The organism is Candidatus Omnitrophota bacterium, from assembly GCA_023819145.1.
In the GTDB taxonomy this organism is placed as follows: domain Bacteria; phylum Omnitrophota; class Gorgyraeia; order DTHP01; family DTHP01; genus JBFWKV01.
Genome location: JAMWCW010000002.1, coordinates 11,947 through 30,048, shown reverse-complemented (window position 1 = coordinate 30,048; position 18,102 = coordinate 11,947). Strand labels below are relative to the sequence as shown.

General features: G+C 35.9%; 17 protein-coding genes. All 17 read left to right on the top strand.

Going from position 1 to position 18,102, the window contains the following annotated elements; translation table 11 throughout:
• Window positions 1-17: 17 nt before the first annotated feature.
• Window positions 18-1,997, top strand: a complete 1,980-nt coding sequence (uvrB, locus tag NC818_01120) for an excinuclease ABC subunit UvrB (protein ID MCM8783369.1) — start codon at window positions 18-20, stop codon at window positions 1,995-1,997.
• A 30-nt stretch (window positions 1,998-2,027) separates the two neighbouring features.
• Window positions 2,028-2,948, top strand: a complete 921-nt coding sequence (locus tag NC818_01115; GenBank protein ID MCM8783368.1) for a glycosyltransferase — start codon at window positions 2,028-2,030, stop codon at window positions 2,946-2,948.
• Window positions 2,945-3,658: a glycosyltransferase family 2 protein gene (locus NC818_01110; GenBank protein MCM8783367.1), complete on the top strand. Its 714-nt coding sequence runs from the start codon at window positions 2,945-2,947 to the stop codon at window positions 3,656-3,658. The genes NC818_01115 and NC818_01110 overlap by 4 nt, the downstream gene beginning before the upstream one ends.
• A 16-nt stretch (window positions 3,659-3,674) precedes the next feature.
• Window positions 3,675-5,084, top strand: a complete 1,410-nt coding sequence (locus NC818_01105) for a radical SAM protein (GenBank protein ID MCM8783366.1) — start codon at window positions 3,675-3,677, stop codon at window positions 5,082-5,084.
• Between the two features lie 38 nt (window positions 5,085-5,122).
• Window positions 5,123-6,577, top strand: a complete 1,455-nt coding sequence (locus tag NC818_01100; protein ID MCM8783365.1) for a radical SAM protein — start codon at window positions 5,123-5,125, stop codon at window positions 6,575-6,577.
• Window positions 6,578-6,586: 9 nt separating this feature from the next.
• Window positions 6,587-6,937, top strand: a complete 351-nt coding sequence (locus tag NC818_01095) for a DUF2304 domain-containing protein (protein ID MCM8783364.1) — start codon at window positions 6,587-6,589, stop codon at window positions 6,935-6,937.
• Window positions 6,938-6,962: 25 nt separating this feature from the next.
• Complete coding sequence (locus NC818_01090) at window positions 6,963-7,697, top strand: type III pantothenate kinase (protein ID MCM8783363.1); 735 nt, start codon at window positions 6,963-6,965, stop codon at window positions 7,695-7,697.
• A 189-nt stretch (window positions 7,698-7,886) separates the two neighbouring features.
• The gene (gene groES / locus NC818_01085) at window positions 7,887-8,207 is read left to right on the top strand and encodes a co-chaperone GroES (protein MCM8783362.1); all 321 of its coding nucleotides are present in this window, start codon (window positions 7,887-7,889) and stop codon (window positions 8,205-8,207) included.
• Window positions 8,208-8,296: 89 nt separating this feature from the next.
• A complete protein-coding gene (gene groL, locus NC818_01080; GenBank protein MCM8783361.1) occupies window positions 8,297-9,919 on the top strand; it encodes a chaperonin GroEL in 1,623 nt (540 codons plus the stop codon).
• A 210-nt stretch (window positions 9,920-10,129) separates the two neighbouring features.
• Window positions 10,130-10,444 (top strand): Asp-tRNA(Asn)/Glu-tRNA(Gln) amidotransferase subunit GatC, encoded by a 315-nt coding sequence (gatC, locus tag NC818_01075; protein MCM8783360.1) that lies wholly within the window; start codon window positions 10,130-10,132, stop codon window positions 10,442-10,444.
• 2 nt (window positions 10,445-10,446) lie between these two features.
• Window positions 10,447-11,922 carry an Asp-tRNA(Asn)/Glu-tRNA(Gln) amidotransferase subunit GatA gene (gatA, locus tag NC818_01070; protein MCM8783359.1) on the top strand — a complete coding sequence of 492 codons (1,476 nt, stop codon included), beginning with the start codon at window positions 10,447-10,449 and terminating at the stop codon, window positions 11,920-11,922.
• Between the two features lie 65 nt (window positions 11,923-11,987).
• A complete protein-coding gene (gene gatB, locus NC818_01065; GenBank protein MCM8783358.1) occupies window positions 11,988-13,424 on the top strand; it encodes an Asp-tRNA(Asn)/Glu-tRNA(Gln) amidotransferase subunit GatB in 1,437 nt (478 codons plus the stop codon).
• A complete protein-coding gene (locus NC818_01060; protein ID MCM8783357.1) occupies window positions 13,417-14,706 on the top strand; it encodes a S41 family peptidase in 1,290 nt (429 codons plus the stop codon). The genes gatB and NC818_01060 overlap by 8 nt, the downstream gene beginning before the upstream one ends.
• A 3-nt stretch (window positions 14,707-14,709) precedes the next feature.
• Window positions 14,710-15,801 carry a divergent polysaccharide deacetylase family protein gene (locus tag NC818_01055; GenBank protein MCM8783356.1) on the top strand — a complete coding sequence of 364 codons (1,092 nt, stop codon included), beginning with the start codon at window positions 14,710-14,712 and terminating at the stop codon, window positions 15,799-15,801.
• 2 nt (window positions 15,802-15,803) lie between these two features.
• Window positions 15,804-16,835, top strand: coding sequence for a tRNA (adenosine(37)-N6)-threonylcarbamoyltransferase complex transferase subunit TsaD (tsaD, locus tag NC818_01050; protein MCM8783355.1), 1,032 nt, complete (start codon window positions 15,804-15,806; stop codon window positions 16,833-16,835).
• Window positions 16,822-17,487, top strand: a complete 666-nt coding sequence (locus NC818_01045; protein ID MCM8783354.1) for an MgtC/SapB family protein — start codon at window positions 16,822-16,824, stop codon at window positions 17,485-17,487. Before tsaD ends, NC818_01045 begins: the two co-directional genes overlap by 14 nt.
• A 41-nt stretch (window positions 17,488-17,528) precedes the next feature.
• Window positions 17,529-18,056 carry a polymer-forming cytoskeletal protein gene (locus NC818_01040; protein MCM8783353.1) on the top strand — a complete coding sequence of 176 codons (528 nt, stop codon included), beginning with the start codon at window positions 17,529-17,531 and terminating at the stop codon, window positions 18,054-18,056.
• Window positions 18,057-18,102 lie beyond the last annotated feature (46 nt).

Here is an 18,102-nt window from a genome sequence, read left to right as displayed (position 1 = left end):
GTCAATAAAGAACTTATATGGAAAAATTTAAGTTAGTAAGTAGTTATAGGCCATGTGGAGACCAACCTCAGGCAATAAATAAATTAATCCATAATTTTCTAAATGGAGAAAAATTCCAAACTCTCTTGGGAGTTACAGGAAGTGGAAAAACTTTTACCATTGCTAATGTAATCGCTAAACTTAATAAACCAACTTTAGTAATTTCCCATAATAAAACTTTGGCCGCACAATTATATCGAGAATTTAAGGAGTTTTTTCCTTATAATGCGGTGGAGTATTTCGTCAGTTATTACGATTATTACCAACCTGAGGCGTACATTCCTCAAACAGACACATATATAGAAAAGGATGCTTCCATAAATGAAGAGTTGGATAAACTGAGATTAGCCAGTACTAGTGTACTCATGTCACGTAGAGACGTGATTATTGTAGCATCTGTTTCTTGTATTTATAACCTTGGTTCTCCCGAGGAATATCGGGATTTACTTCTTTTTCTGGAAAAAGGGAAGAGAGTTCTTAGAGAAGACATAATTCGCCATTTGGTTTGGATGCTTTATGAAAGAAACGACGTTAATTTAAGCCGTGGTAAATTCCGCGTACGCGGTGATACTCTTGAGATATTTCCTGCTTACGAAGATACTCTTTTAAAAATAAAGTTAGATGGTGATGAAATTGAAGAAATAAAACAACTAAATTATCTAACTGGTGATACAATTACTAAACTGGATAAAATTGGTATTTATCCGGCAAAGCATTTTGTCACTTCTCAAGATAGAATTGAAAGGGCGATTACCTCAATCGAAGCAGAATTGAAAGAACGTCTCTATGAATTAAGAAAAGAAAATAAATTGCTCGAAGCAACTCGCTTAGAATCTCGAACAAAATATGATATTGAGATGTTTAGAGAAGTGGGGTATTGTCACGGTATAGAAAATTACGCTCGGCATATTTCCGGACGTCCGCCAGGAAGCAGGCCCTATTGTTTAATAGATTATTTTCCTGAAGATTTTTTAGTGGTTATTGATGAGTCACATGTTACTATACCCCAGTTGAGAGGAATGTATGAAGGAGACCGTTCGCGTAAAGAGACTCTTGTGGAATACGGCTTTAGACTTCCGTCTTGTTTGGATAACCGCCCTTTGAAATTTGAGGAATTTGAGGCTCTGGTAAAACAGATTATTTTTGTCTCCGCTACCCCCGATGAGTATGAAATTGAAAAAAGTAAAGGAATAGTTGTGGAACAGTTAATTCGTCCTACGGGGCTTGTAGACCCGGAGATTATAGTTAAACCTACAGAGGGTCAGATAGACGATTTAATGGAAGAAATACAAAAACGAGCAGAAAAAAGAGAACGCGTTCTGGTTACCACCTTAACCAAAAGAATGGCTGAGGACTTAGCAGGTTATCTTCAAGAAATGGGCTTGAGTGTAAAATATCTCCATTCAGAGATTGAGCCTCTGGAAAGGGTAAAGATTTTACGGGATTTAAGAAAAGGAGAATTTGATTGTCTGGTGGGAATAAATCTCCTACGCGAGGGGCTTGATTTACCGGAAGTCTCTCTGGTAGCAATCCTTGATGCAGATAAAGAGGGATTTCTGCGCAGTCAGGTTTCTTTAATTCAGGTAGCCGGTCGCGCTGCAAGAAATGTCAACGGCAAGGTAATTATGTATGCGGATAATATTACGGGTTCTATGCAGCGGGCAATTGAAGAAACAAAGAGAAGAAGGGAAGCTCAGTTAGAATATAATCGTAGACACAATATTACTCCGCGTTCTATTGAAAAGGAAGTAAAAGACTATATTGAAATTATTGAAGAGACAAAAGAGTTTGTGAAGAAATTGACCGGGGTTTCTGAAGAGAGAACAGATATTGGAGAGGTCATTGCGCAGTTACAAGAGGAGATGAATTTGGCGGCAAGAAACCTTCAGTTTGAACGTGCGGCAATAATCAGAGACCAGATAAAAGAATTGAAGGCGATGGCTAAAAGTAATAAGTAGCGAGTAAGTGAGTAGAGGGTAGTGAGAAAGATGTTGCCCAAAGTAAGTATTGTGATCCCCGGACATAACTGTGCTAAAACCATAGCAGAAACTCTTTTGGCTTGTCTAAATCAAGATTATCCTCAAGATTTATATGAGATTATTTTTGTTGACGATGGTTCTCAAGATAATACAAAAGAGTTAGTGAAAAAATTCCCTGTGCGTTATTTTCAACAACCACGTTCTGGTCCAGCGAAAGCCAGAAATAGAGGATGTAAGGAAGCCAAGGGTGAAATTATTTTATTTACCGATAGCGATTGTGTCCCTGATGAAAAATGGATTATATCTTTGTTAAAAAATTTTAACCGGGGAAAAATTGGGGCTGTGGGGGGTTCTTATGGGATAAAAAATCAAGAAAGTATTTTAGCTAGCCTTATCCATACAGAAATTTTATGGCGTCACCGGGAGATGCCTCGGAAGGTCAAAGCCCTTGGTTCCTACAATTTAGCTATTCGTAAAGAGATCCTCATTGAGTTAGATGGATTTGATGAATCTTATCTTACTGCCAGCGGAGAAGATAATGATTTATCTTACCGTTTACTGAAAAAGGGATATGGATTAATTTTTGAACCGAATGCTTTAGTTTATCATCATTATCCGGAGAGAATTTTCCCCTATCTCAGACATCAATTCTGGCATGGCTTTTGGAGAGTAAAATTGTATCGTGACCATATAGGGATGATAAAAGGGGATGACTATAGCAATTTTTTAGATTATTTTTCTCCTGTTCTTGCTTTAAGTTTTGCTATTCTTCCCCTCTCATTTATAGAGTTGTTTCGTACTTTAAGAATTTTCTGGTACATTAAAAAAACAAAATACCTCCTTCTCTTATATATATTTTTTTTAAGAGATTTCTGGAGGGGAGCAGGGTTACTTTTTGGGGTTTTTAAATTCTTTTGTTTTATAAGATGAAAGAGAAAATCTTGGTAATTGTCCCTGCTTACAACGAGGAAGAAAGTATTATAGAAGTTATGGAAGAGATAAGGAATTATTTTCCAGAAGGAGAAATTTTATTAGTTGACGATGGTTCAATTGATAAAACTACATATTTAGTTAAAGATAAGGTTGATTTTCTCATTTCTTTACCTTTTCATTTAGGCCTCGGTGTGGCTTTGCAGGCAGGCTATATCTTTGCTAAACAACACGGTTATGACTATGTAGTTCATTTTGATGCCGATGGCCAACATGTAGCCGAGGAAATTCCCAAACTCCTTCAGCCATTGAAAACAGGAGAGTGTGACTTAGCTTTAGGTTCCAGATATTTAGAAAATAGCGGATATAAATTATCTTTTTTAAGAAAATTTGCTTCTAAAATCATTTCCCGTATCCTTTATTTCTATTTGAGAAAAACTATTAAAGACCCAACCTCAGGATTCCGGGCAATGAATAAAGGAGTCATTAATCTCTTTACCCAAAAATATCCCTACGATTATCCAGAAATAGAAGAGTTTTTAATTTTAACTAAATATAATCTAAAGATAAAAGAAATTCCTGTAAGGATGCGGCCACGAACTAAAGGGAAGTCAAGTTTCACCTTTGGAAGGTCATTATTTTATATATTTAAAATTTTTGTAGTTCTAACTATTGATTTATTTTGGTTGATGAGATTAAATAAAAAATAGCAATAATTTTATTTTTATGCTGAGAAAAATTTGTTTTCTAAACCCTCCAGTTTTAGATTCTCAAAAGGTATTTAATCGGCCAATAAGATTTCCTACCTTTAGTTATGCCACTTACACCATACATCCTCCCTTATTTCTTGCTTATGCTTGTGCTTATTTAAGAGAAAAAAAATCTGATGTAGATTTAATAGATGCAATTGCAGGAAGAATTGAGTTAGAAGAAGTTATTAGAATAATTAAAGAAGAGAATTTTGATACAGTTGTCATAGAGACTTCTACCCCTTCTTTGCTCAATGATTTAGAAGTAGCTAAAAGAATTAAAGAAATAGGAGGTAAAAAGATAATCTTTGTTGGGACTCATGTTTCTGCCTTACCTGAAGAAGCTTTAAAATATCCCTGGATCGATGCAGTAGTTAGGGGTGAATACGAAATTTCTTTATATGAGTATCTAAAAACTGATGATCCAGAGACGAAGGGAATAGGATTGAGAACTCTCCAAGGAAAAATCAAAATAAATCCTCCAAGAGAACCTTTGGAGGATTTAGACATTCTTCCTTATCCTGCAAGGGATATTTTGAATAAGTATAAATATTTTGATCCAATCTTGAAAAATCCCTTTACTTTTATTTTAGCAGGCAGAGGTTGTCATTATCAGTGTATTTTTTGTAACTGGCCTCAGGTGCTTACAGGAAGGCGATATAGAAAGAGAAATCCTCAAGAAGTAGTAGGGGAATTGAGCTATATTAAAAATAATTTCAATTTCAAAAGCATCTTGTTTAACGATGATACATTGACTGTGGATAGAAATCATGTGAGAGCAATTTGTGAAGGGATTATGGAAAAGGGGATAAAATTGGACTGGGCCTGTTATGCAAGAGCAGATTTTTATGATGAAGAAACATTAAGACTAATGCGTAAAGCAGGTTGTTTTCTTTTAAAAGTAGGGGTAGAGAGTGGCGATGAAGAAATACTTAAGAAAGCAAAAAAGCCTTATTCATTCGAAAAAGTAAAAAAAGCCTTTTCCTTAATGCGTTCTTTAGGTTTTCATATCCATGCGACATTTGTCTTTGGCTTACCAGGAGAAAATAGAGAAACCATTAAAAAAACTATCCGTTTAGCAAAAGAATTAAAACCAACAACTGTTCAATTCAGTATGGCAATTCCTTACCCGGGAACAGAATTTTTCGATTTTCTTAAAAGAAACACATTTTTATACACTGAGAATTGGCAGGATTATATGCCCTTAAAAAGAATTTTTGACTATCCAAATTTAAGTAGCCAAGAATTAAAAAAAGCAGTAAAATACGCATACAGGAGTTATTATCTCCGTCCACAATTATTAGGTTTTGCTTTTAGACGTTTCCTGAATCGGCCAAAGGATTTCGTATATAACTTGAGGCAATTCTTTAAGATGATATGTAGTTAATTTTCTGAATTTAGATTTCCGTATTTAGAGTTAAAAAAATGTTGCATAAATTTTATCGTATTCAAAAAATTGGGTCTTGTGATGTTTTATTAATTGAACCTCCAGCCCCACATAAAAAAGGAGTAATCAGAATTTTAGGAAGCATCGGTACCTATAAAACCTCTATGGCTTGGCCACCATTGGATTTAATGATTATTGATGGCTTACTTACTAAAGAAAAAATTAAAAGCTTTATTTATGATGCTAATGGAACTAAAGGCTCCTGGAAAGATGTAGAAGAGATGATTAAGCTCACTAAACCTCGTTTAGCAGTTTTCACTACTTCTACAACCACCATTCTTCACGATTTAAATACTGCAATGGTTGTTAAACAAATTTCTCCTTCAACTATAACCCTAGCTATTGGGACCCATGTAGTTGCTTTACCTGAGGAGACGTTGGAGATTCTCCCTGAATTGAATGTCGCAGTCATTGATGAGCCAGAGATAATTATTTTAGAGCTAATTAAGAATGATTTTTCTTTCAGGAATACTTCGGGGATTTGTTTCCGCGAAGATGGCAAGATATATAAAAATCCCTCTAAAGGGAAATTACAAAATTTAGATTTTTTAGGCTTTCCTTCCCATCATAAAATTCCTTTTAAAATATATCACGACCCATTGACCGAACGTTTTCCGATGACTATTACCTATGGAAGCAGAGGATGTATTAACTCCTGCATCTATTGCTGTTCAAAATTTTATCAACCTTTGAGATTAAGAAGCGTTGAGAAAATTATTGAAGAACTAAAGTGGCTCCAAGATTTAGGAATAAAAGAAGTGCGCTTTTTTGATTTAGGGTTAACCAATGACCTAAATTGGGCAAAAAAATTATTTGAAGAAATGATAAAAAATAAAATTAGCCTTACTTGGTCTTCTGAGGCGCGTGTTGATAGAATAAATCCTGAAATAGTAAAATTAATGAAATCCGCAGGCTGTCGTTCAATTGATATTGGCGTAGAAACCGGAGACGAAGAGATTTTAAAAACTATCAAAAAAAATATAACCTTAGAGCAAGTAGTTGAGGCAGTAAACATAATTAAAAAAGAAAAAATCAAAGTAATGACCCATTTTATGTTAGGTTTGCCTGGAGAAAAAAAAGAAACTATAAAGAAAACCGTTGATTTTGTTTTGAGATTAAATCCCGATTACATGGCACTGGGAATTGCTACTCCTCATCCTGGAACTTCTCTTTATGATTTTTTAGAAAAAAATAATTATTTAAAAACTAGAGATTGGGTAAAATATGACCCCATGCAAGAGCCGGTATTTGAATATCCCGAGCTTTCTGGAGAAGAGATTTATAAAGCACTTTCTTATGCCTATCGGAAATTCTATCTTAGAGTAAAGTTTATTGGCGAAAAAATTAGAAATATTAAGAGTTTAAAAGATTTTAAAAGAGAAATATTAAACCTTTCAGGATTTAGTTCAAGATTTTTGTGCATTACTTCTTAAGGAGGTAAAATGAATAAGGTACAAATTTTTTCTATTTTAACGAGTTTTTTTCTCTTTGTCTCCATACTTCATCTAATTAAAATTCGTAAGTTGGGAATACAATATAGTGTTATTTGGCTAATTACAGCAATCGTCTTAATTGTTCTTTCTTTCTGGAGAAGCTTGTTGGAAAAGATGGCAGAATGGATAGGAGTACACTATCCGCCTTCCTTGATCTTTCTCTTGGGTTTTTTATTTTCTTTAGCAATATTACTACATTTTTCAGTAGTAGTTACTCGCTTAACCGAAATGAATAAGGAACTGGCACAGAAGGTTAGTCTTTTGAATTTAGAAATGGATGAATTTAAAAGAAAATTATAACTGCTGCGCTTTTTCTGAAACGGCTATGTTATTGACAATTGACATTGGCAATACCAATATCTCCTACGGAGTATTCAGGCAGGAAAACCTCATTAGGAAAGGGAGAATTCTTACAGAAAGTAAAGATTATTTAAAATATTTAAAAAAATTTCCTTGGAAAGAAATTAAGGATATTGTTATCTGCAGTGTTGTCCCCGGGGGGTTGAAAAGGATAAAAAAAGACCTGCAGAAATTCTTTTCTAAAAAGCCATTTATTTTAGGAGAAAACATCTTGGTTCCCATAAAAAATCTTTACAAAAAACCAAAAGAGGTTGGTCAAGATAGATTGGTTAATGCCTATGCAGGTTATTTTTTTTATGGAGGGAATTTAGTGGTAGTAGATTTTGGAACCGCGGTTACTTTCGATGTAGTCTCAAAAAAGGGGGAGTATTTAGGAGGGATGATTTTCCCAGGTTTAAAAACTTCTTTAGAAGCTTTATGTACGAAGGCAGCCCTTCTTCCCAAGAAAATGAACTTTGAAATCCCCAAAGGACTTATTGGGGTTTCTACAAAAGAAAGCATCTTAAGTGGTATCTTTAATGGCTTTTTAGCCATGACCCGGCAGTTAACCCAACTTCTTAAGGAAAAGGAAGGAATAGAGAAAGTGGTTTTTACTGGTGGAGATGCTTTTAAATTCTATCCCTATCTCTCTGACTTAGGTCCTTTCAGGGAAACCCTTACCTTAGAAGGTTTGAGACTGATAGGAGATAACAAAAGATAAAATAAGATAAATTTTGTTATAATGCGATTAATGTTGACTAAATATTTAAAATCACCAAAAATGTCTTTAAATCGGCGTAAAAGCAATAAAAACAGACTTGCATTTTAAGGGAACTTAGTTTAAAATTTTTTACCAAGATTTTAGCACTCATTTAAACTAAGTGCTAACAAGAGAAAGGAGGGATGAAGTATGGCGGAAACAGCTACTAAAATTAACAAAGTAAATGTCCAGCCTTTGGGAGACCGTGTCTTAGTAAAGCCTTTAGAATCAGGGAGTAAAACAAAAAGTGGGATAGTGCTTCCAGATACCGCCAAGGAGAAGCCTCAAGAAGCAGAAGTGGTGGCAGTGGGTAAAGGTCATGTATTAGAGAATGGAGAGTTACGCGCTTTAGAAGTAAAAGTGGGAGATAAGATTCTTTATGGTAAATATTCGGGTACAGAAATTACCATCGATGAACAAGAATATCTTATTTTAAGAGAAGAAGATATCTTGGCAATAATTAAATCATAAACCCTAACACCCAAAAACTCTAAGTTCTAATGTTAGGATTTAGAGTTTTGAGTTTTGGATTACGATAAGGATAAGGAGGAGGTGAGAATATGGCGAAGCAGTTGAAATTTGATGAGGAAGCAAGGCGCTCTCTTCTGAGAGGGGTAGAAATGATATCCAAGGCAGTAAAGGTAACTTTAGGTCCGAAGGGGAGAAATGTTGTCTTAGATAAGAAGTTTGGTTCGCCAGTGATTACAAAAGATGGAGTAACCGTAGCCAAAGAAATTGAATTGGAAGATCCCTATGAAGATATGGGAGCACAATTGGTTAAAGAAGTAGCGGAAAAAACCTCGGATGCTGCGGGTGATGGGACAACTACTGCTACCATTTTAGCCGAAGCAATTTATCGCGAGGGATTAAAACTGGTTTCTGCAGGTGCAAATCCTATGGCCCTCAAAAGAGGTGTGGACAAAGCGGTAGAGACTGTGGTAGAAGAACTTAAAAAACTTTCTAAGTCAATTAAAGACAAGAAAGAAATTGAGCAGGTAGCTACTATTGCGGCAAACAATGATAGAAATATTGGTAGTCTTATCGCCGAAGCAATGGATAAAGTAGGGAAAGATGGTGTAATTACTGTAGAAGAGTCAAAGACTATGGCTACAACCCTAGAAGTCGTAGAAGGGATGCAATTCGACCAAGGGTATCTTTCTCCTTACTTCATTACCGAACCCGAACGTATGGAAACAGTTTTAGAAGATCCTTACATTCTGATTTACGAAAAGAAAATTTCTGCTTTAAAGGACCTTCTTCCACTACTGGAAAAAATAGCCCGCACCGGCAAGCCGCTTTTAATTATTGCAGAAGAAGTTGAGGGCGAGGCTTTGGCGACTTTAGTAGTGAATAAAATTCGTGGAACACTTTCCTGCTGTGCGGTGAAAGCTCCGGGTTATGGAGACAGAAGAAAGGCAATGCTTGAAGACATTGCCATTCTTACTGGTGGCAAAGCAATCACCGAAGATTTAGGAATAAAATTAGAAAATGTTACTCTTGAAGATTTAGGAAGAGCAAAGCGCATTACCGTAGACAAAGAAAATACAACCATTGTAGAAGGAGCAGGAAAAACTTCCGAGATCAAAGGAAGAATCAATCAGATTAAGAAACAAATTGAAGAGACCGATTCCGATTACGACCGAGAGAAACTTCAAGAGCGTTTGGCAAAACTTGCAGGTGGAGTGGCAGTAATTCGGGTTGGAGCGGCTACTGAAACAGAAATGAAAGAGAAAAAAGCTCGTGTAGAGGATGCTTTACATGCTACTCGTGCAGCGGTAGAGGAAGGGATTGTTCCTGGTGGAGGAGTAGCCTTAATGAGATGCGTTTCTGCAGTAGAGAAGATTAATTTAGAAGGCGATGAGAAGATAGGAGCAGAAATTGTGAAGCGGGCTCTTGAGGAACCGATTAGACAATTGGCAGAAAATGCTGGTTTGGAAGGTTCAGTGGTGGTACAGAGAGTAAAGGAAGAAAAGACATATTCTGGATACGATGTAGAAAAAGGGCGTTACACTGATATGATTGAAGCGGGAATTATTGATCCTACAAAAGTAACCCGCTGTGCTATTCAGCATGCTTCTAGTGTTGCTTCTTTGCTGATTACTACAGAGGCTTTAGTTACGGATATTCCTGAAAAGGAAAAAACACCGCCTATGCCTCCAGGAGGATACGGAGGAGAATACTAATCTGATTAGCGAAGCAGTTCTTTCTAAAAGTGTGTTTTATAATAAAAAGCCCTGGCGAAATGTCAGGGCTTTTTATATTTGAAGAATTTTATACCTTGTGTTATAATCCACTAATTCGATAATCTTTAAAGAAACTATCTTAGAAAGATAATTGCAACTCAACTGCCGTATATAAAAAAACAAAATTATCGCTTTTTTATTAAAAGAAATATGGCAATTACCCTAAAAGAAGTAGGACATATTGCAAAGTTAGCACGTATCGAACTTACTCCTGAAGAACTTTCTTGTTATACTTCCCAGCTAGATAAAATTTTAGAGTACATCAATAAACTTAGAGAATTAGACGTAAAAGGAGTCGAACCAACCACCGGAGTTCTTCCTTTAAAAAATGTTTTGCGGGAGGATCAAATAAAACCATCACTTAGCATAGAAACAGTAGTGAAAATGGCACCTGATAAAAAGAATAATCAATTTAAAGTTCCTAAAATAATTGAGTGTGAAATGCTGTTTGAAAAAAATGAGTAAAAATGAGCACAGATAAAAGAATGCCCATAAATATAGAAAATCTTAAGATACATAGACTTTTAGAATTGTATAGAACAAAAGAACTAAATCCAAAGGAAGTTATAGATTGTTTATTCTCGCACATTGAAAAGATTGAGCCTAAAATAAAAGCCTTTGTGCATTTTAACCGAGAAAAAATAACTAAAGAATTAGAAAATATTCCTCAAAAAGAAGGAAAATTGAAAGGAATTCCTGTAACTATCAAGGATAATATTTGTGTAAAAGATGAACCAACCACTTGTGCTTCCAAAATTTTGGGAGGGTTTTCTCCTCCCTATGACGCTACAGTAGTAGAAAGATTAAAAAGAGAAGGGGCAATTCTTTTTGGTAAGGCAAATATGGATGAGTTTGCCTTTGGTTCCTCCTGCGAAACTTCTTTTTATGGGCCAACACATAATCCTTGGAATACCTCTTGTGTTCCCGGAGGTTCTAGTGGGGGATCGGCAGCTGCTGTAGCCAGCGACGAAACTGTAGCAAGTTTAGGTTCCGATACCGGAGGTTCCATAAGACAGCCTGCCAGTTTCTGCGGGATAGTGGGACTTAAGCCTACCTATGGAAGGGTTTCGCGTTATGGTCTGGTAGCTTTTGCCTCCAGTCTTGACCAGATCGGTCCACTCACTAAAGATGTTAAAGATTGCGCTTTACTTATGAATGTAATTGCTGGATATGACGAAAAAGATTCTACTTCCGTTAATATACCTGTCCCTGACTATACAAAAGCATTGGTCAAAGATATAAGAGGGATGAAAATCGGTGTTCCTCGTGAATATTTTTTGGAGGGAATTGATAAAGAAGTGAAAAAAGCAATAGAGGAGGCAATCACTTTGATAAAAGATTTGAAGGCAGAAGTAAAAGAAGTTTCTCTTCCTCACACGGAGTATGCAGTAGCTACTTATTATATAATTGCCACTGCCGAAGCAAGTTCTAATCTTGCCCGTTTTGATGGAGTTCAATATGGATACCGTACTAAAGATATATCCTCGGTTAACGATATTATTCAGTTTTATAGCCGGACAAGAAAAGAAGGTTTTGGAGCAGAAGCTAAGCGAAGAATTATGCTCGGGACTTATGTGCTTTCCCATGGCTATTACGATGCCTATTATTTAAGGGCTCTTAAAGTAAGAACGCTTATCAGAAAGGATTTTGAAGAAGCATTTAAAGAATGCGATATAATCCTTACTCCTACATCGCCCACACCCCCTTTTAGAATGGGAGAGAAGACAGAAAACCCTTTGGCAATGTATCTTTCGGATATCTATACCATTTCGGTAAATCTTGCTGGAGTACCGGCTATATCTCTGCCTTGCGGTTTTACTAATGACCAGCTTCCTATTGGAATGCAGCTTATTGGAAAACCGTTTGATGAAGAAACTATTTTCCGTCTCGCATATACTTATGAACAAAATACAGATTGGCACTATAAGAAACCGAAGTTGTAAATTGTAACTGAATAACTGAGTTTATACTTTGGCAATTCAGCAATTAAATAATATAACAATTTAATATGTATGAAACGGTTATTGGTTTAGAGGTCCATTTACAGTTAAAGACCAAAACTAAGGCTTTTTGTGGATGTGCTAATAGTTTTGGAGCAGAACCTAATACTCTTGTCTGTCCCGTATGCCTTGGCTTGCCTGGTAGTTTGCCCGTTTTAAATAAAAAAGCTTTAGAATATGCCCTTAAAGTTGCCTTAGCCTTGAATTGTGAAGTAAAAGAGTTTTTTAAATTTGACCGTAAGAATTATTATTACCCCGACCTTCCTAAAAACTATCAGATTTCCCAATATGATATGCCTCTTTCTATAAATGGTTACCTAGAAATTGATACGGAAACAAAAAATAAACGGATACGTATAAAGAGAGTGCATTTAGAAGAGGATGCGGGTAAACTTATCCATACCCCAGAATATAGCCTTGTAGATTATAATCGCGCAGGTGTTCCTCTTTTGGAAATAGTTACTGAACCCGATATAAACTCCGCGGAAGAAGCGTACGAATATCTTGTAAATCTTAAATCTGTTTTAGAATATTTGGAAGTTTCTGATTGCAATATGGAAAAAGGTTCTTTGCGTTGTGATGCAAATGTCTCTTTACGTAAAAAAGGGTCTTCAGTATTAGGTATAAAGACAGAGCTTAAGAATATGAATTCTTTTAAGGCGGTAAGGGATGCTTTAGATTTTGAAATTTCTCGACAAAGAAAAATTCTTGATGGTGGGGAAAGAGTTATTCAGGAAACCCGACTATGGGATGCGGAGGAAGGAATTACTATCTCGATGCGTACAAAAGAAGAAGCTCATGATTATCGTTACTTTCCTGATCCTGACTTGGTTATTTTTACTGTTGATGAAAAAGTTATAAAGTCAATAAAAGATACTCTTCCCGAGTTTCCTCGTCAACGCTGTTTACGTTTCCAAAAAGAGTACAGTCTTTCTTTTTATGATGCAGAAGTTCTGACTCGTTCAAAATACTTGGCAGATTACTTCGAATCCTGCGCAAAGTTATATCCTTATCCCAAAGAGATTAGCAACTGGTTAACAACTGAAGTTCTTGCTTATTTAAACGAGAAGAAAATTCCTATTGAAGAATTCACCTTAGAATCTGAAAAGCTAATTGGTCTTTTAAAGATTCTTCAGGCAAAACAGATTAGTCGTAATACTGCCAAGGATGTCTTGAGAATTATGTTGGATACTAATAAGGATGCTGATACAATAATAAAAGAAAAGAATCTTTTTTTAATCTCTGACGAATCTGATTTAGAGAAGATAGTCGATGAGGTTATAAAAAATAATCCTAATTCTGTTAACGATTATTTAAAAGGTAAAGAAAATGCTATTATGTTTCTTGTAGGACAGGTAATGAAGCAAACCAAAGGCAAAGCCGATCCGGTAAGGGTAAACACATTGTTAAAAACAAAATTGAAGAAAGGGGGGGACAATGCGTAGGAAACTGTTGGGTTCAGTGCTTATAATACTGGCAATTTATCTATTTTTTGCCTTAAAGTCGGATGCAAAGATAAAGCTTTCTAAAGAAGATTCCAAGAAAAACACCGATGTATATCAACAGTTAGAACTATTTGCTGAAACTATTTCTTTGGTACACTCAAATTATGTAGAAGAGGTTAAAACCAAAGATTTAATTTACGGAGCACTAAAGGGAATGCTCTCTTCTCTTGACCCGCACAGTCAATTTCTCGATCCGGACACATACAATGAGATAAAGGTAGAAACCGAAGGAGAATTTGGAGGTTTGGGGATAGTTATTTCTATAAAAGATGAACTGCTTACAATCATTTCTCCTATAGATGGGACACCGGCAGACAAAGCAGGACTTAAAGCAGGAGACCGTATCGTAAAGATAGATGGTAAATCTACGAAGGGAATTAATTTAGTTGATGCGGTTAAAAAATTAAGAGGCGAACCTGGAACAAAAGTCGAGCTTACTGTCTTACGCGAAGAGGATAAAAAACTCCTTGATTTTACTATTGAACGTGCGGTGATAAAAATAGATAGTATTAAAGGGGTAAAATTAATTGAAGATAAAATTGGCTATATAAGATTAGTAGAATTTCAGGAGAGAACCTCTCAAGATTTAGAAGAGGCGTTGAATAAACTCGAATCAGAAGGTATAGAGGGTTTGGTTTTAGATTTAAGAAATAATCCCGGAGGATTACTAGATTCAGCAGTAGCGGTAGCAGAGAAGTTTATAGAACCGGGGAAATTAATAGTCTTTACTAAAGGCAGAATCGCCAACCAAAATTTAGAGTTTTTTGCTCGTGTAAAAAAGCCTCATCTTGATTATCCCATGGTAGTATTAATTAACGAAGGAAGTGCCTCTGCTTCCGAGATTGTTGCTGGTTGTTTACGTGACCATAATCGTGCTATTCTTTTAGGAAATAAAACCTTTGGCAAGGGATCGGTTCAAACGGTTATTCCGTTAAAAGACGGCTCGGCTGTAAGACTTACTACCTCTAAATATTTTACGCCTGGTGGTAACCCTATACATGGTGTCGGTATTTCACCTGATGTAGAAGTTCTACTTGTTGAAGAAACTGAAGTAAAAGAGAAGAAAAATACACTTAAACCAGAACAGATATTTGAACAGATAGAAAAACAAAAAGAAGAAATAATCTTAGAAGATAAAAACATCGCTTATGACAACCAGGTTCAACGTGCTATTGACCTGCTTAAGGGTTTAAAAGTCTACAGCCGTTGGATGAAAAAATAAGTTATGAGTTTTAGATTAAAACTGATTATTATTGGCCTTATAATAATCCCTTCTTATTTTCTGTTTATTAATCCCTATGGATTAAACAGAAAAATAACAAAAATAGACAATTTTATCAAAACAGCCTTATCCGAATTTAATATTAAGCCATTCGACTTGGTCAAGGAGGTTCATGAGTTTAAAAAGATAAGATTTCATCGTATTGAGACTATTGTCAAAACCTATAATGTATCTTCCGACTTTTCTTTCGAATCTTTCCGCGCTGTTTTAGAAAAAGAATTACGCAGAAATGGTTTACATATTCTACTCTGGGAGAAAAACGTTAAAGAGAATACTTATCGGATGGATATCGGTTTGAGAAATATCAAACTCTATACCCTTATGCTGCGGGCAATAAAGAAGGAAACAATAAAAGTACCTGTTTCTTATAAGAAAGCAAAAGTAGCCATTGTCATTGACGATTTTGGCTACAATATAAGAAATATCGACTCCTGGCTGAATTTTGATAGGCCTATTACATTTTCCATACTTCCAAATTTAAGTTATTCCACTCAGATTGCCAGTTTAGCCAATGACAAAGGTAGAGAAATAATCTTGCATCTTCCTCTGGAACCCAAAGACGAAGAAGCCGAGGCTCAAGAAAAATTCACAATCACTACTTCTATGCCTCAGAAGGAAATATTGAAAATTTTAGAGAGTGCCATAAAAAGTGTTCCTAATATAAAAGGTGTGTCCAATCATCAGGGCTCCCGAGCGACTGAAGATAAAAAAGTTATGGGGATAGTGCTTAAGGAACTTAAAAAAAGAAATTTTTATTTTTTGGATAGCTTGGTTACGAACAACTCTGTATGTCGAGAAATTGCTTCTTCATTGAACCTAAAGTTTGTTCAGCGTGATGTCTTTTTAGATAATGTAGATGATGTAGAATATATCAAAAACCAACTAAATAAACTTGCTCGCATTGCACAAACGAAAGGGTTTGCCATTGGGATTGGGCATGTGCATTTAAAGACTTTAGAAGCCCTTAAAGAAGCCTCTCCTTTTTTGGAGGAGGAGGGTATTGAATTTGTTTATCTCTCAGAACTTTTAAAATAAATATGTTAGTTTTAGGTATTGAAACATCTTGTGATGAAACGTCTGTGGCGGTGGTGGAGAGAGGAATTAATATTATTTCGCAGATTGTAAGTTCAAGTTTGGATTTTCACAGTAAATTCGGAGGAATAATTCCTGAAGCAGCCAGCCGTTATCATCTTGAGTCTATTATTCCTATTCTTGACGTAGTTTTTAAAAAATCAAAAATAGAACCAAAGGATTTAGATTTAGTAGCTGCTACTTATGGCCCAGGGCTTCTGGGAGCATTGATGATTGGTTTAAATGTGGCGAAAACAATAAGTTTTAGCCTAAATATTCCCTTGATTCCCGTAAACCATATTTTAGCACATCTCTATGCACCGTTTTTAACCAAAGGGTTTAAACCGCAGTTTCCTGCTATAGGCCTTGTGGTTTCCGGAGGGCACACTGAACTTTTTTATATTAAGGAGTTTAATGTTTTGAGACTTCTCGGTAAAACTCGCGACGATGCGTGTGGAGAGGTTTTTGATAAGGTAGCGAAAATTCTGGGATTAGGTTTTCCCGGAGGTCCGGCTATCGAAGAATGGGCAAAGAAAGGTAACAGTAGAATAAAATTTAAATGTGCAAGTTTTAAGGATTCTTTAGATTTTAGTTTTAGTGGTATTAAAACCGCGGTTTTATATCATGTAAAGAAAATAACAGCAAACGGCACACCCTTAACGGTAAACGAAATTAGCGATATCTGTGCCAGTTTTCAAGAAAGTATTTTTTCGGTTTTAGTTGAAAAAGCTCGTCAAGCATGTATAATGAAAAAGACGAGAAGGCTCATCTTAGGAGGAGGAGTAACCGCAAATTCTTATCTTCGCGAAAGGTTGAATGAGATGGCCAAAAGAGAAAGAATAGAAATATTTTTCCCTCGCCGAGAACTATGTATGGACAATGCGGCGATGGTTGCAGGATTAGGATATAGACTTTATAAACTAGATAACATAAAAACTGATTATTCTTTAGAACCAAAACCGGTTATAGAGCTAGGAGGAGAAAATGCTCTCCGATAAAGAGATTATTTTACGTCTTATCCTCTCAGTTATATTAGGAGGTTTAATTGGGCTGGAACGAGAAGCGCATGGTCGGGCAGCAGGATTAAGGACACACATTCTTGTTTGTCTGGGTTCTTGTCTAATTATGTTTACTTCCATGCATCTTTACGAAATCTATAAAGGTCTTGCAGAAGTAGACCCAACTCGCATTGCTGCCCAGGTGGTAAGTGGAATAGGATTTTTGGGAGCAGGAACCATTCTCCGTTTTCGCGCTTCGGTAAGGGGATTAACTACTGCTGCTAGTCTCTGGACGGTAGCGGGATTGGGATTAGCAATAGGTTCAGGTTTTTACAAGGTTGCTTATTTTACCACTATTTTAGCCCTCGTTGCCCTGGTTTTATTAAACAAGTTAGAGAGAACTTGGTTAAAAAAGGATTGGTTTAAATTTATTGAAGTAGAGACAAGAGGAGAATTAAAACAACTTGAAGAAATCAGAAAAATATTCGTTCATTATGATGTAGAAATAAGAGATTTTGAAATTGTTCGACTTATGGAAAATAAAGTAAGTTTTAAAATGTGGCTTAAACTTGGGGCTAATAAATATGATGATGAAATATTGAATAAAATTGGTAAAATAGAGGGGGTTTATAAAGCAAAATGGGAACAATAAAACGGACGGAAAATTTTATTTAAAGAAGGAGGTGAAGAAATATGGCAGTTTTAAAAAAAGGTAAGAAGGAAGAACCCAATATTTTAGACATCGATGCCAGTATGCAGGGCAATTTGGTTTTTAAAGATCCGGTGACTTTAAGAATTCAAGGAAAATTTGAAGGAAAATTGGAAACTAAGGGACTGCTTATTATTGGGGAGAATGCGGAAGTAAAAGCGGATATTTTAGGTGAAGAGATTATTGTTGCCGGGAAGGTAAATGGAACTCTTCTTGCCTCCCGAGAATTAAAAATAATTCCTCCTGCCAGAGTAAAGGCTGAGATAAAATCTCCTTCTTTACAAATAGAACGCGGTGCAATATTTAACGGTGTATGCCAAATGCCATCTGAATCGCTCAGTTCCAAACCCTTCCTTTCTTTAGAGGAAGTAGCAACCTATCTCAGTGTAGATGTTGCCTCTTTGGCAAGTTGGGCAGAACAGGGGAAAATTCCTGCTTTTAAAGAAGCAAACACCTGGAAGTTTGAAAAGGCGAAGATTGACGATTGGATTTCTGCAGGAAAACTTACTTAGTCATTTTCTCATTTAGGATTAAAAAATTTTTACTGCTTGATATAAC